This window comes from Streptomyces sp. NPDC051173, assembly GCF_040689515.1.
GTDB lineage: Bacteria > Actinomycetota > Actinomycetes > Streptomycetales > Streptomycetaceae > Streptomyces.
The window spans coordinates 12,244-26,564 of record NZ_JBFBBD010000055.1 but is presented as its reverse complement, the minus strand read 5'-3'; the positions used below and the strand labels follow the sequence as shown (position 1 = coordinate 26,564).

Annotated in this window: 12 protein-coding genes and 1 tRNA gene; 6 read left to right on the top strand and 7 right to left on the bottom strand. The window is 70.9% G+C overall.

Annotated features, from left to right (window positions below):
- The first annotated feature begins 7 nt into the window (after window positions 1–7).
- Complete coding sequence (locus AB0435_RS24710; protein WP_366427971.1) at window positions 8–2,176, top strand: MMPL family transporter; 2,169 nt, start codon at window positions 8–10, stop codon at window positions 2,174–2,176.
- Between the two features lie 80 nt (window positions 2,177–2,256).
- Here the strand turns inward: AB0435_RS24710 and AB0435_RS24705 are convergent.
- Window positions 2,257–2,330, bottom strand: a tRNA-Thr gene (locus tag AB0435_RS24705).
- Window positions 2,331–2,595: 265 nt separating this feature from the next.
- On the opposite strand from AB0435_RS24705, the gene ugpC reads away from it, so the two are divergent.
- The 3 genes from ugpC (at window position 2,596) to AB0435_RS24690 (ending at window position 5,340) form a co-directional block, all read left to right on the top strand.
- Window positions 2,596–3,723 (top strand): sn-glycerol-3-phosphate ABC transporter ATP-binding protein UgpC, encoded by a 1,128-nt coding sequence (gene ugpC, locus AB0435_RS24700; RefSeq protein ID WP_366427970.1) that lies wholly within the window; start codon window positions 2,596–2,598, stop codon window positions 3,721–3,723.
- A 342-nt stretch (window positions 3,724–4,065) separates the two neighbouring features.
- Window positions 4,066–4,482, top strand: a complete 417-nt coding sequence (locus AB0435_RS24695; protein WP_366005502.1) for a hypothetical protein — start codon at window positions 4,066–4,068, stop codon at window positions 4,480–4,482.
- A 135-nt stretch (window positions 4,483–4,617) separates the two neighbouring features.
- A complete protein-coding gene (locus tag AB0435_RS24690; protein WP_366005503.1) occupies window positions 4,618–5,340 on the top strand; it encodes a nucleotidyltransferase family protein in 723 nt (240 codons plus the stop codon).
- A 73-nt stretch (window positions 5,341–5,413) separates the two neighbouring features.
- Here AB0435_RS24690 and AB0435_RS24685 read toward each other — a convergent pair whose 3' ends face one another.
- The 3 genes from AB0435_RS24685 to cysS form a co-directional block, all read right to left on the bottom strand.
- On the bottom strand, window positions 5,414–7,042 hold the full coding sequence (locus AB0435_RS24685; RefSeq protein WP_366427969.1) for a DoxX family protein: 1,629 nt from the start codon (window positions 7,040–7,042) through the stop codon (window positions 5,414–5,416).
- Window positions 7,043–7,196: 154 nt separating this feature from the next.
- Window positions 7,197–8,147 (bottom strand): 23S rRNA (guanosine(2251)-2'-O)-methyltransferase RlmB, encoded by a 951-nt coding sequence (gene rlmB, locus AB0435_RS24680; protein ID WP_366005505.1) that lies wholly within the window; start codon window positions 8,145–8,147, stop codon window positions 7,197–7,199.
- A gap of 108 nt (window positions 8,148–8,255) precedes the next feature.
- A complete protein-coding gene (gene cysS, locus AB0435_RS24675) occupies window positions 8,256–9,650 on the bottom strand; it encodes a cysteine--tRNA ligase (protein ID WP_366427968.1) in 1,395 nt (464 codons plus the stop codon).
- A gap of 184 nt (window positions 9,651–9,834) precedes the next feature.
- On the opposite strand from cysS, the gene AB0435_RS24670 reads away from it, so the two are divergent.
- Both AB0435_RS24670 and AB0435_RS24665 read left to right on the top strand, forming a co-directional pair.
- Window positions 9,835–10,986 (top strand): acyltransferase, encoded by a 1,152-nt coding sequence (locus AB0435_RS24670; RefSeq protein WP_366005507.1) that lies wholly within the window; start codon window positions 9,835–9,837, stop codon window positions 10,984–10,986.
- A gap of 174 nt (window positions 10,987–11,160) precedes the next feature.
- Entirely contained in the window at window positions 11,161–12,381 is a 1,221-nt protein-coding gene (locus AB0435_RS24665; RefSeq protein WP_366427967.1) for an acyltransferase, read from the top strand.
- 88 nt (window positions 12,382–12,469) lie between these two features.
- Here the strand turns inward: AB0435_RS24665 and AB0435_RS24660 are convergent, their stop codons facing one another.
- The 3 genes from AB0435_RS24660 to ispD form a co-directional block, all read right to left on the bottom strand.
- The gene (locus tag AB0435_RS24660) at window positions 12,470–12,877 is read right to left on the bottom strand and encodes a PPOX class F420-dependent oxidoreductase (RefSeq protein ID WP_366005509.1); all 408 of its coding nucleotides are present in this window, start codon (window positions 12,875–12,877) and stop codon (window positions 12,470–12,472) included.
- Window positions 12,878–12,975: 98 nt separating this feature from the next.
- A complete protein-coding gene (gene ispF / locus AB0435_RS24655) occupies window positions 12,976–13,479 on the bottom strand; it encodes a 2-C-methyl-D-erythritol 2,4-cyclodiphosphate synthase (protein WP_366005510.1) in 504 nt (167 codons plus the stop codon).
- On the bottom strand, window positions 13,466–14,236 hold the full coding sequence (gene ispD / locus AB0435_RS24650) for a 2-C-methyl-D-erythritol 4-phosphate cytidylyltransferase (protein ID WP_366005511.1): 771 nt from the start codon (window positions 14,234–14,236) through the stop codon (window positions 13,466–13,468). Before ispD ends, ispF begins: the two co-directional genes overlap by 14 nt.
- Between the last annotated feature and the right edge of the window lie 85 nt (window positions 14,237–14,321).

Genomic DNA, 14,321 nt, shown 5'->3' with positions numbered 1-14,321 from the left:
GAGCACCATGTTCCGACGGATCGGGCGGTTCGCCGTCCACCGCCCTTGGCTGACCATAGCGGGCTGGATCATCGCGGCAGTGGCACTCGCCATGCTCGCCCCCGGCTTGAAGTCGACAACCGATGAAACGGAATTTCTCCCTTCGCATTACGAGTCCGTACAGGCCGGGAAACTTCAGGAGAAGGCTTTCCCGCAGACCGAACAGCCCTCCGCGATAGCCGTGTTCCAGCGGACCGACGGCGGCAGGCTCACCCCGTCCGACAAGGACGCCGTCGCCCGGATCACCCAAGGCCTGGACGCCAAGCACCACAAGGGCATAGCCAAGGTGGTGACCAACCCCCAGGCCGTGTCGCCCAACGGCGAGATCGCCCTCGCCAATGTCATCGCCGTCGACCGCAACTCCCAGGACAGCACCGTCCCCGACGCGGTCAAGGACCTCCGCTCGGACGTCAAGTCCCTGACCGGTGACACCCAGTTGAAGGTCGGCTTCACCGGCCAGGCGGCCACCGCGCTCGACGCCAAGGAGTCCTCGGGCAACACCGACTCCATGATCATGTCGGCGACCCTCCTCCTGATCGTCATCCTGCTGCTCGTCATCTTCCGCAGCCCGCTGATCGCCCTGCTGCCCGTGCTGATCATCGGCGTCGTCTTCTCGGTCGCCCTCGGACTCATCGGCACCGTCGCCCACCTCGGCGGGCTCAAGGCGGACAACTCCATCTCCGCGATCCTCATCGTCGTCCTCTTCGGCGTCGGCACCGACTACATCCTCTTCCTCCTCTTCCGCTACCGCGAGGAGCTGAGGGCCGGCGAACAACCCAAGAACGCGCTGGTCAACGCCGTCGCCCGGGTCGGCGAGACCATCGCCTCCGCCGCGGGCGCCGTCATCGTCGCCTTCCTCGCCCTGCTGCTCTCCACCATGGGCATGATGCGCGCGATGGGCCCGTCGCTGGCGATCTCCGTCGGCGTGACCCTCGTGGCCGCGCTCACCCTCGTACCGGCCGTCTTCTCCCTGCTCGGCACCAAGGCCTTCTGGCCGTCGAAGTCGTGGAAGAAGAAGCCGCGCAACCGCGTCGCGAACGGCCTCGGCTCCGCCGTCGCCCACCGCCCGGGACTCATCGGAGCCGTCTCCGCCCTGGTCCTCGCGGTGCTCGCCATCGGCACGTTCAGCTTCAAGGCGGAGTTCGACACCGACAGCCAGCTGCCGCAGAAGCTGGAGTCCGTCCAGGCGATGAAGGACCTCCAGCGGGGCTTCTCCGCCGGCCAGTCCGACCCCGCGATGGTCTACGTCCAGTCCAAGGACGCCGCCCCGCTCGACAAGGGCGCCCTGGACACCTACCGCGACAAGCTCGCGAAGCTCGACGGGGTCGGCTCCGCCGCGCTCACGGCCACCAGCCCCGACCGCACCGTCGCGCAGTACAGCGTCGTCCTGAAGTACCGCCCCACCGAGGACAAGGCCATCGAGCTGGCCGGCGGCTCGCTCCGCGACGGCGCGCACGCCGCCGCGCCCGAGGGCACCCGGGCCGTCGTCGGCGGCACCTCCGCCGTCCTCTCCGACGTGGAGAAGGCCGTCACCCACGACTACACGGTCGTCTTCCCCGTCGCCGGCCTCGCCATCATGATCATCCTGGGGCTGCTGCTCCGCAGTCTGGTGGCGCCGCTCTATCTGATGATCTCCGTCGCCCTGGGCTTCGGCGCGACACTCGGCGCGACCGTCTGGCTCTTCCAGGGCGCGCAGCACAAGCACGGCCTGCTGTTCATGCTGCCGATCATCGTCTATCTCTTCGTCGTCGCCATCGGCACCGACTACAACATCCTCATGGTCGCCCGCCTGCGCGAGGAGGTCCGCCGCGGCGTCCCGGCCCGCGAGGCCGTCCGGACGGCCGTCTCCCGCTCGGCACCGACGATCTCCTCCGCGGCGATCATCCTGGCGGGCACCTTCGGCGTCCTGATGCTGGCCGACAACTCCATGCTCCAGCAGATGGGCTTCGCGGTCGCCTTCGGCATCCTGCTCACGGCCTTCATCATGGCCATGCTGCTGGTCCCGACCGTGACCTCGCTCCTCGGCCACAAGGCGTGGTGGCCCGGCCACCAGGACGCGCCACGCGCGGAGCCGGTCCCGGACCAGCCGCAGGGCATGTCCCCGTACCGGGCGGAGGGCGAGGAGGTACGCAGCTGACGCGTACGCCCCCGCAATGACATCGGCCCTCCGTGAGAGATCACGGAGGGCCGATCCACGCGCTGTTCAGCGCTGACACGAGCCGCCTGTCGGATTCGAACCGACGACCCTCGCTTTACAAGAGCGACGCTCTGGCCAACTGAGCTAAGGCGGCACGACGCACGCGGGCGGCGCCCACGAACGCTGCCCCACTCTACACAGCGCCTCCTCCGGCCAGCCACAGAGTTGCCACCGCCCTGGAGGGCCGGCGGAGGGCCGGCGGAGGCCCGGCCGGAGGCGCGCGAAGGTTTCGCGCGCCCCCCTGCTGACAACCGCCCCGCCCCCGGGTAGCGTCACCGGCAACCCGTCCGATTGGACTGGACCACTCCTTTTACTCGGATCGTCCGGCACGTTCCTGCCGGTGAAGGGATCTCGAAACCATGGCTACGGTCACGTACGACAAAGCGACCCGGATCTACCCGGGGAGCGACAAGCCCGCCGTCGACCAGCTCGACATCGCGATCGAGGACGGCGAGTTCCTCGTCCTCGTCGGGCCCTCCGGCTGCGGCAAGTCCACCTCGCTGCGCATGCTCGCGGGGCTGGAGGACGTCAACGGCGGCGCGATCCGCATCGGGGACCGCGACGTCACCCACCTGCCGCCCAAGGACCGGGACATCGCGATGGTGTTCCAGAACTACGCGCTCTACCCGCACATGACCGTCGCCGACAACATGGGCTTCGCCCTGAAGATCGCGGGCGTCAACAAGGCGGAGATCCGGCAGAAGGTCGAGGACGCGGCCAGGATCCTGGACCTCACGGAATACCTCGGCCGCAAGCCCAAGGCGCTCTCCGGCGGCCAGCGGCAGCGCGTGGCCATGGGCCGCGCGATCGTCCGCGAGCCGCAGGTCTTCCTCATGGACGAGCCGCTGTCCAACCTCGACGCCAAGCTGCGCGTCCAGACCCGCACCCAGATCGCCGGGCTCCAGCGGCGCCTCGGCATCACCACGGTGTACGTGACCCACGATCAGGTCGAGGCCATGACCATGGGCGACCGGGTGGCCGTGCTCAAGGACGGCCTGCTCCAGCAGGTCGACTCGCCGCGCAACATGTACGACCGCCCCGCCAACCTCTTCGTCGCGGGCTTCATCGGCTCCCCCGCCATGAACCTCGTCGAGGTCCCGATCACCGACGGCGGCGTGAAGTTCGGCAACAGCGTCGTGCCCGTCTCCCGCGAGGCGCTCTCCGCCGCCGCGGACCGGGGCGACCGCACGGTGACGGTCGGCGTCCGGCCCGAGCACTTCGACGTGGTCGAGCAGGGCGGCTCCGCCGCACCGTCCCTCGGCAAGGAGGCCCCCGCCGGCCTCGCGGTCACCGTCAACGTCGTCGAGGAACTGGGCGCGGACGGCTACGTCTACGGCACGGCCGAGGTCGGCGACGACCGCAAGGACCTCGTGGTCCGCGTCAACGGCCGCAACGTCCCGGAGAAGGGCGCACTCCTGCGGGTGGTCCCGCGGGCGGGTGAACTCCATGTCTTCTCCACGTCGTCGGGCGAGCGCCTGAGCGACTAGGGGGGCCTGGCCGGAGTGCGGGTCCGCTGCCGGGTGCGGGTTGCTCGCGCCTGCGGCGGGCTTGTTCCCCAGCCCCGCCCCTTCCCGAAACCGGGGAGACCCCGGACCCCAACGCGGCTGCGCCACGTGTCCTCAAACGCCGGACGGGCTGAATGGTGCGGACCATGACCAACGCGCGGTTCGGGGGCCTGGGGCACAGCCCCGGAGACGCCACCCAACCCCGACACCCGTCACCTTTTCGAGCGCGTACGTCAACTCACGTCCCGCGATAAACCTCGAATCCTTCGCTCGACCGGGTGACTAAATGTCGCCATATCATTACCCCTCGCTACCATCTGCGACATGAACCAGGCCGCCCGCCGCATCGGCAGAACCCTCGCCCTCGTCCTCCCTGTCGTGCTCGTGCTCTCCGGGACCCTCGCGGTCACCCGCGTCCCGTGGGCCGCGCCGAGTGCCGACTCGCAGGTGCTGACCGCTTCGTCCGACACCGCCTCCACCCAGGCCAAGGCAGCCCGCGCGCCGTACGAGGTGCTGCGCGACCAGCTGCTGACCGAGCTCCAGGTGAAGAACCCCGGCTCCGCGCTCACCCACCTCCAGGCCGCGACCAACGGCCGTCCCTCCCTCGCCCAGCACTGCGCCGAGCTGGCCCGTGCGCTCGGCCGTGCCGCGGTCGCCAAGTACGGCGCCAAGCAGGCCCAGAAGTTCTCCCGGCCCGTCTGCGACACCTCGTTCGCGTCCGGCGTCGCCCAGGCCCACTGAGCACCGCCCACGGGCCCGGCCGCCGCACCACCCGTACGGCCCGCCGTACGGCCCGCCGTACGGGGGCAGCACCCCGCACGACCGCGCGCACCGCCGCCCGCACCCCCGCCCGGGCCACGGCATATCGTGCGGAGCATGACAGGCACGCACGCGTACCCGCATCCCACCCAAGCCGTCGTCCTGGCCGGAGGCCAAGGGTCACGGCTTCGCCCGTACACCGACGACCGCCCCAAGCCGATGGTCGAGATCCCCGGCACCGGGACCCCGATCATCGGCCATCAGCTGGCCTGGCTCGCCGCCGAGGGAGTCACCGACGCCGTCGTCTCCTGCGGCCATCTGGCGGAGGTCCTCCAGGACTGGCTCGTGTCGGCCGATCTGCCGCTCCGTGTGACCACCGTGGTGGAGAAGGAGCCGCTGGGCCGCGGTGGCGGCCTCAAGTTCGCGGCCGCGTCGCTGCCGCACCCCGATCGCCCCTGGTACGCCACCAACGGCGACATCTGGACCCGCTTCTCGCTCCGCGAGATGGCCGACTTCCACCACGAGCGTGACGCGACCGCCACCCTGGCCCTGGCCCGGCCCCGGATCCCCTGGGGAGCGGTGGAGACCAACGAGTTCGGCCACGTCCTCGACTTCATCGAGTCGCCGCCCTCGCCGTATCTGATCAACGCGGGCGTCTATGTCTTCTCCGCGGACTTCACCGCCCTGCTGCCCGAGCGCGGCGACCACGAGCGCACGACCTTCCCGCGCCTCGCGCGCGAGCGCCGGCTGGCGGGTTACCCGCTGCCGCACGGCGCGTACTGGCGGGCCATCGACACGGCGAAGGACCTGACCGAGGCCGCCAAGGAACTCGCCGGCTGACACGCGGCACGCGAGCGCCCCCGCACCCTTGCCGGGTGCGGGGGCGCGGTGCGCCGTGCTCAGCCGGGGAGGCTCAGCCGAGGAGGCCTCCCAGGGCCCCTCCGCCGCCGGTCGAGCCGCCGGAGGAGGAGTTGCCGGAGGAGCCCGTACCGCCGCCCGTGGAGCCGTTCGCGGCGGACGAGCCGGAGGGGCTGCGCGGCGCCGCGGGAGCGGCGGGCCGCTCGTGCGTCTGCGGCGTGGAGTGCGCGCCCTGGCTGGCGCCCGGGTGCCCGGCGGCGCCCGCCGTGCTCTCCGGGGCCCGCGCGGTGCCGGGGGCGGCGGGCGCGGTGGCGGAGGGCGTGGCGGTCTTCTTGCCCGAGGGGGTCGGCCTCGGGGTGCCGGGGGTGGCCGACCCGCGGCCGCCGTGGGTCGGGGCGCCGGTGCCCGGGGTCTGCGGGAGCGGCGTGCCGGGGAGGTTGTTGACGGGCGGGTCGCTCGGCCCGGGGGTCCGCGCGATCTCCGAGGAGCGCACGGCGCCGCCCAGCGTCGAACCGACGATCAGGGACAGGCCGATGACGACGGTGGCCATGACCGTGCCCCGGCGCAGCACGCGCCGGCGGAGGTCCCACAGCTCGGCGCGGGGGCCGAGGCGCCGCCACGCCTCCCCTGCGAGCCGGCCGTCGATGGAGTAGAACGGCGCTCCGGCGATGACCAGGGGGCTCCACGCGGCGAGGTAGACGATGTCGGGCGCGTTGTAGACGGGCACGGTGCGCCAGGTGACCGTCATGAGGAGGACCGCGGAGAGCAGGACGCCGATGCACGCGGCGAGCCGCTGCCAGAGGCCGAAGATGGTGAGGACGCCGACGACGACCTGGAGGAAGGCGACGGTGAGCCCGGCGCCCACGGGGTGGGCGAGGGCGAGGCCGCGCAGGGGCGCGGCCAGGGCCCAGGGGTGCAGCGCGGTGAGCCAGGTGACCATGGAGCCCCGGCGGCCGCCGTCGAAGTAGACGGGGTCGCAGAGCTTGCCCATGCCCGCGTAGATGGAGATGAGGCCGAGGAAGATCCGCAACGGCAGGAGCACGACGCCGAGGTTCATCCGGCGCCCGGGGTAATAGGCGTGCCGGACGGAGTCGTTGCCGCCGCGGTCGCGTTTGCGCCCGGGGTGGTCGCCGTCCTCGTCGTCGAACTCCTGGTATTGGTACTGGTCTTCGTCGTACGCGCTGTCCGTGGGGCGCACCCCGCGCAGCAGTTGGGTCTGGGGGCCGACCGCGTCGACGAGCTCACCGGGGCCGGTGTGCTCGGTGGAGCCGCGGGGGCCGACGACCGTCGGCGGGGGGCCGTCGACGCGGATCCGGGGCAGCACCTGGGTGGAGCCCGCGTCCTTGCCGGCCGCCGTGCCCACGGGCCCGGCCGCGGAGTCCCTTACGGCTTGCAGGAGTTCGGTGGGCGCCGCGTCGCCGGGTTGCGTCCGGCCGCTCCACACCACCGGGGCGCGACGCCTGGCCGCGCCCTTGACGGTGGGCAGCTGTGCCGTGTCGGCGACCCCGGCGAACTGGCGGGCGACGCGCGGCGGCCGGGCGAGCTGCACGCGGAAACTCAGGTGGTTGACGACGATCTGCGCCGGGTCGGACGGCACTTTCACCGTACTCAGCGCGGGCTGGTCGTCGTACCCGGAAGAGCTTCCCCCCGTGGGTGTGCGGGGTGTTCTGGTGTCCACACTCATCTAACCGAGTGACTTCTGATTAGGACACTGCCTTGACCGGTTCGAACTGTCCGAGGCCCGTCAAGATCATGAGACGCCGAACGCCGGAAGGGCTGGTTTAACCGGCCCTTCCGGCGTTCGATGTCGTTTTATGACCGCGAGCGGTCACAAGGGGTCAGGCGCGGCGGCGCGACGCCTCGTAGAGGACCACACCGGCGGCGACACCGGCGTTGAGGGATTCCGCGCCACCCGGCATCGGGATCCGCACGCGGAAGTCGCAGGTCTCGCCGACGAGGCGGGACAGGCCCTTGCCCTCGCTGCCGACGACGATGACGACGGGGCCGCCCAGCGCCTCCAGCTCGTGCAGCTCGACGTCACCGTCGGCGGCCAGGCCGACGACCACGAGCCCGGCCTTCTGGTACGACTCCAGCAGCCGCGTCATGTTGGTGGCGCGGGCCACCGGCGTACGGGCGGCCGTGCCCGCGGAGGTCTTCCAGGCGCTGGCGGTCATGCCGGCCGCGCGGCGCTCGGGGACGACCACGCCGTGGCCGCCGAAGGCGGAGACGGAGCGGACGACGGCGCCGAGGTTGCGCGGGTCGGTGATGCCGTCGAGGGCGACGATCAGCGGGTCCTCGCCGTCGTCGAACGCGGCGGCGGTGAGGTCGTCGGGGTGGGCGTACTCGTAGGGCGGCACCGACAGGACGAGGCCCTGGTGGTTGAGGCCGTTCGTCATCCGGTCGAGCTCGGGACGGGGGGCCTCCATGAGGTTGAGGCCCTTGTCCGTGGCGAGCTGGAGCGCCTCGCGGACGCGCTCGTCGTTGTCCAGGTACTGCTGGATGTAGAGCGTGTTCGCGGGGACGCCCTCGCGCAGCGCCTCGACGACGGAGTTACGGCCGACGACGAGCTCGTTCGTGCCCTTGGGGCCGCCGCGGCGCGGGGCGGGCCGCTTGGACTCGTGCCGGACCTTGGCGCTGGCGAGACGGTTCTTCTTGTGTCCCTTGCGCTCGGAAGCGGGCGGGGTCGGACCCTTGCCCTCCAGGGCACGGCGCCGCTTGCCGCCGCTGCCGACCGTCGCGCCCTTCTTGTTGGACGTGCGGCGGTTCCTGCGCTGGCTGTTGCCGGCCATGGGTGCACCTGTTTCTTCACTGCTCAGAGCCACCGGGGGCGGCTCTTGTAAACGTACGTACGAAAAGTGTCTCTCAGGACGGGCGGCGTCGCTCGGGTGCCGGGCCCGCTACGACAGGGACCAGCGGGGGCCGGACGGGGTGTCCTCGATGGCGAGGCCCGCCTGCTGGAGCTGGTCGCGGATGGCGTCGGCGGTGGCGTAGTCCTTGCGGCCGCGGGCGGCCTGGCGCTGCTCGAGCACCAGCCTGACCAGCGAGTCCACCACGCCGTGCAGATCGTCACCGCGGCCGGACGCGGCACCGGCCCACTGCGCGTCGAGCGGGTCGAGGCCGAGCACGCCGAGCATGGCGCGGACCTCGGCCAGCCGGGCGACAGCGGACTCCTTGTCGTCAGCGGTCAGCGCGGAGTTGCCCTGGCGCACAGTGGTGTGGACGATCGCGAGGGCCTGGGGGACGCCCAGGTCGTCGTCCATCGCCTCGGCGAAGGCGGGCGGCACCTCGGCGGCGGGCTCGACCGGACCGGCCTTCTCCACGACCCGCTGGATGAAGCCCTCGATCCGCGCGAAAGCGGCCTCCGCCTCGCGCAGCGCCTCCTCGCTGTACTCGATCATCGACCGGTAGTGCGGGGTGCCGAGGTAGTAGCGCAGGACGATCGGGCGCCAGTGCTTGACCATCTCGGAGACGAGCACGGAGTTGCCGAGCGACTTCGACATCTTCTCGCCGCTCATGGTCACCCAGGCGTTGTGCACCCAGTAGGAGGCGAAGTCGTCACCGAAGGCCTTGGCCTGGGCGATCTCGTTCTCGTGGTGCGGGAAGATCAGGTCCAGGCCGCCGCCGTGGATGTCGAACGCCTTGCCCAGGTACTTGTGCGCCATGGCCGAGCACTCCAGGTGCCAGCCCGGCCGGCCGCGGCCCCACGGGGTCTCCCAGGAGGGCTCGCCGGGCTTGGCGGCCTTCCACATCGCGAAGTCGCGGGGGTCGCGCTTGCCGGTCTCGCCCTCACCGGACGGCTGGAGCAGGTTGTCCAGCTCCTGGTTGGAGAGTTCGAGGTAGCCGGGGAAGGAGCGCACGTCGAAGTAGACGTTGCCCTCCGCCTCGTAGGCATGGCCGCGCTCGATCAGGCCGCGCATCATCTCGACCATCTCGGTGACGTGGCCGGTGGCGCGGGGCTCGACGGTGGGCGGCAGGCAGCCGAGCACGTCGTAACCGCTGTTGAAGGCGCGCTCGTTCTCATAGCCGATCGACCACCAAGGGCGGCCCTGCTCGGCGGACTTCTTGATGATCTTGTCGTCGATGTCCGTGACGTTGCGCACGAAGGTCACGTCATAGCCGCGGTGGGCGAACCAGCGGCGCATGATGTCGAAGTTGAGACCGGAGCGGATATGTCCGATGTGCGGAGCGGCCTGCACGGTCGCGCCACAGAGGTAGATCGAGACGCAGCCCGGCGTGAGCGGGGAGAAGTCACGGATCTGCCGGGCGCTGGTGTCGTACAGGCGAATGGTCACGGAACCAGGGTAGTGGGCTCCGGGCAGTGCCCCGGGCAAACGGCGGGTTCGTTCGTCGGACGGAACGTTTTGCCCCTTATTTGCTTATTGCGCCAAAAATATAACTTCGCGTGGTAACTTCCGCGGCACGAAGCCAACTTCTCGGTGACGACTTCTCGGTGGGACGCCGCGGAAACCTGGAGGGGTGTTGCACTCCACTCTGCCGGTACAACAGGAGCACCCCGAACGGCCCGGCCCGCCTGCCGGGCCGCTGGAGACGGCGTGCGGACCGGCGGGCGGCGAGCGGCGCGGGCGGCTGGCCGCGCTGGACGGGCTGCGGCTGTTCGCCGCGCTGATGGTGGTGGCCTACCACTACGTGGCCTTCGGCAGCGGGATCTGGGAGCGGCCGTCCGCGGCGGTCTTCCCGACGGCCTTCCTGCCCGCGTCCTACGGCTGGCTGGGCGTGCAGCTGTTCTTCCTGATCAGTGGCTTCGTGATCTGTATGAGCTGCTGGGGCAAGAGCGTCGGGCAGTTCGCCGTGTCACGCGTCACGCGGCTCTTCCCCGCGTACTGGTTCGGAGTGCTCCTCGTCACCCTCGCCGTCTATTTGTGGCCCGCGGTGGACGAAACCCTCCGTCCGAGGGATGTCGCCGTCAACCTGACGATGCTGCAATCGCCTCTGGGGGTGGACTCGGTCGACGGCGTCTATTGGACGCTCTGGGTCGAGATGCGCTTTTATCTGCTCTTCGCGCTGATCGCCTGGCGGGGACTCACCTATCGGCGGGCCGTCGGTTTCTGCGCGGTCTGGGGATTCGCGGGGGCCGTCGCCACCGCGGTGCACGACCCGGTGCTCGACCAGGTCCTCATGCCGGAGGACTGCTGGTATTTCATCGCCGGTATCGCCTTCTACCTGATGTACCGCTTCCGCCCGAATATGGCGCTCTGGATGATCGTGGGCAGCTGTTTCCTGATCGCCCAGCACGCCCTTCTCGACGCCCAGGCGCGCGCGGAAGGCCACATGGGCCGGCACGTGCCGCACTGGCCGACGACAGCCCTGCTGACCTTGTTCTTCGTCGCGGTCGCGGCGGTGGCGCTCGGCCGGACCCGGCGGCTGGACCGGCGGTGGCTGACCACGGCCGGAGCGCTGACCTACCCGCTCTATCTGATCCACGAACGCGTCGGCTGGCTGGTCATCCGGCACACCGCCGGCCTGGTGCCGCGCTACGTCCTGCTCCCGGCCCTCGTCCTGGGAATGCTCCAGGCCGCGTGGCTGGTGCACCGGTACGTGGAACGTCCGCTGGCCGGGGCGCTCGGGCGCGGTCTGCGCCGGGCGGCGACGGATATCCGGGCGGGGTGACCTGCCTTGTACGGATATCCGTGGACCCTTGTGAAGATCACGACAGGGCGGGGCTTGGAAATACTCGAGAGACAAGAGATAACTGTCACGGCAGCACGGGGGCTTCCTATGCCAGCATGCGTACGAATGGGCCTGCGTAGGATGAGCCGACTTCAGCCAATCGGAGAGGACGACATGCGTTTCGCCAGACGAGGTGAACTCGATGGCGGCCGGGCAGCCGTCCCGCAGTCAGCACCGCGGCTCTATGTCCTGGACGGGCTCCGCATCGTCGCGGCCCTGATGGTCGTGATGTTCCACTACGTCGCCCTGCGCGGCGGCTGGGGCCGCGATACCCGGGAGATCTTCCCCCACCTCCAGATGTTCGCCCGCTACGGGTGGACAGGTGTCGAGATCTTCTTCCTGATCAGCGGGTTCGTCATCTGCATGAGCACCTGGGGGCGCTCCCTGGGCGACTTCGTGGTCTCCCGGGCGTCCCGGATCTATCCGGCCTACTGGGTGGCGATCTTCCTGACCGCGACCGTGGTCACCCTGTGGCCGCAGGTGCGCCAGGTGCAGAACTGGGACGCGGTCCTCACCAACCTGACCATGCTCCAGACGGGCGTCGGGGTCTGGGACGTCGACGGTGTCTACTGGACGCTCTTCATCGAGCTGAAGTTCTACGTGCTCTTCGCGATCGTCGTCGCCACCGGCGTGACGTACCGCAAGTGCGTGCTCTTCTGCGGCATCTGGACGGTGGCCGCGGTCACCTCGTCCAGCGTGGACAGCAAGATCCTCGACATGTGGGCGATGCCGCTCTACGCGCCGTATTTCATCGCGGGCATCGCCTTCTACCTGATGTACCGCTACAAGCCCACGGCGCTGCTCTGGGGCATCGTGGTCATGTCGCTGCTGCTCGCCCTGCACCACGTGCCGCGGCGGGTGGCGGACAACGCCAGCCACACGGTCCCGACCTGGCCGGCCACGCTGATCATCGTCGTGGCCTTCGCGCTGATGGCGCTGATCGCGCTGGGCAAGCTCAACCGCGTGCAGTGGCGCTGGCTGTCGACGGCGGGCGCGCTCACCTATCCGGTGTACCTGATCCACCAGTACATCGGCATGACCGTCATCTACGCCCTGCGCGACCGCATCGCTCCGCACGTGCTCGTACCGAGCCTGGTCGTGGTGATGCTGGGCGCGGCGTGGCTGCTGCACAAGTACGTGGAGCGGCCGCTGGGCAGGAGACTGCGCAAGGGCCTGCTGAAGGGGATGGACGAGATGCGCCGCAATTCGGCGCCGCCCGCCCCCGCCCAGCCGACCGCGCAGACGCGGGAGGGACTGCCGATGCCGAAGCGGGTCAGGCTGTACGAACCCGCCGAGCCGGACCGCGTGGGCGCGGGCAAGTCCGACCGCGCCTGAACCCCCTGATCGCACGCCCCGCCGGGCGGGCGGGCCTTCCCGGCCCGTCCCCGGCGGGGCGTTGTCGGATCAGGGGGCAGAGCAGGGGTCAGAGCGAGCCGACGACCTTGCGCGGGCTCACCCGTACGACCACGCGCTGCGCGTCGTCCGCCGCCGCCGGGTTGAAGTCCGCGTAATCCTTCCCGGTGTATTTCCGGGACAGCGTGTTGATCAGCTCCTGACCGCCCGCGGTGGTCAGCGTGGCCGTTCCCCGTACCTCGGCGTACGTGTAGGGCGCGTTGTGCGGGTTGATCATCACGGTCACCCGCGGGTCCCGCCGCAGGTTCTTCTCCTTGCGGCGGCCGACGGTCGTGGAGATCAGCAGGTCGTCCCCGTCGCGCGTGATCCAGGTGACGGACAGCTGGGGGCTGCCGTCGGGCTGGACGGTCCCCACGGTCGCGAAGACGGGGCTGTCGTCGAGAAGCTTCTTCAGGTCGTCGGAGAGTTCGGCGGACACGGCGCGGATCCTTCCCTCGGGTGACGAATGGGGCTTCGCGCGCAGTGACCGGATGGTCACCGCGCGTCGCCCACCGTATGCCCCCGAGGCCGGGCCGGTCAGATCCTCGGGAAGACCAGCGCCGTGGCGACGGCCGCGAGGCCCTCCGCGCGGCCCGTGAGGCCCAGACCGTCGCTCGTGGTGCCGGAGACCGACACGGGGGCCCCGATCGCCTCGGAGAGGGCCTTCTGGGCCTCCTGGCGCCGCTTGCCGATCTTCGGGCGTACGCCGATCACCTGGACCGAGACATTGCCGATCTCGAAGCCCTCCGCGCGGACGATCCGCGCCGCTTCGGCCAGCAGGGTGACGCCGGACGCGCCGGACCACTCCGGGCGGTCCGTGCCGAAGTGCTCGCCGAGGTCACCGACGCCCGCGGCGGAGAACAGCGCGTCGCACGCGGCGTGCGCGGCGACGTCGCCGTCGGAGTGGCCGGCGAGGCCGTGCGTGGCGTCCTCCCAGAGCAGGCCCGCGCACCACAGCTCGCGGCCCTCCTCGAAGGCGTGCACGTCGGTGCCGATGCCCACGAGCGGAATGATCTGGGCGGAGTGGCTAGTACCGATCATTGGCCCTCCTGCGGGCGAGTACGGCCTCGGCCAGGACGAGGTCCAGCGGCCGGGTCACCTTGAATGCCTCCTCGTGGCCGGGCACCACGACGACCGGCCTGCCGAGGCGCTCCACGAGCCCGGCGTCGTCCGTGGCGCCCTCGCCCTCCGTGGCGATCTGCTCGTGGGCCTCGTCGAGGGTGCGCCGGTCGAAGCCCTGCGGGGTCTGCACGGCCCGCAGCAGCGCCCGCTCGGGCGTCCCGACGACGGGCTCGGGCTCGCCCTCGGCGTCACCCGTGCGGGGCTCGACCCGCTTGACCGTGTCGGCCAGCGGCAGCGCCGGCACGACGGCGGGAGCGCCGTCCCGTACGGCGGAGATCACGGCGTCGACGGTGTCGACGGGCACCAGGGGGCGCGCGGCGTCGTGCACCAGGACGATGTCGATGTCGCCGGGGAGGGCCTTGAGGCCGAGGCGGACGGACTCCTGCCGGGTCTCGCCGCCGGGGACGACCAGGATCTCGGCCGGGCCGTGGCCGGTGAGCGGGTGGTCGTCGAGGAGGTTACGGACCTCGGGGGCGCCGTCCGGCGGGGCGACCACGACGACGAGGCTCACGGCGCGGGAGGCGGCCATCGCCCGTACGGCGTGGACCAGCATCGGGGTGCCGTTCAGCGTGCGCAGGGCCTTGGGGGCACCCGGGCCGAGGCGGACGCCGCGGCCGGCCGCGGGGATCACCGCCGCGGTGCGCGAAGGAGTGACGGCGGGGGCTCGATCAGACATTGCGTTGGCGTTCAGGTTTGCTTCCTCGGCCGAATTGGGTATGGCCTCAGCGTGCCGGGCACGACGCCCCGACCAGCCCCTTCCG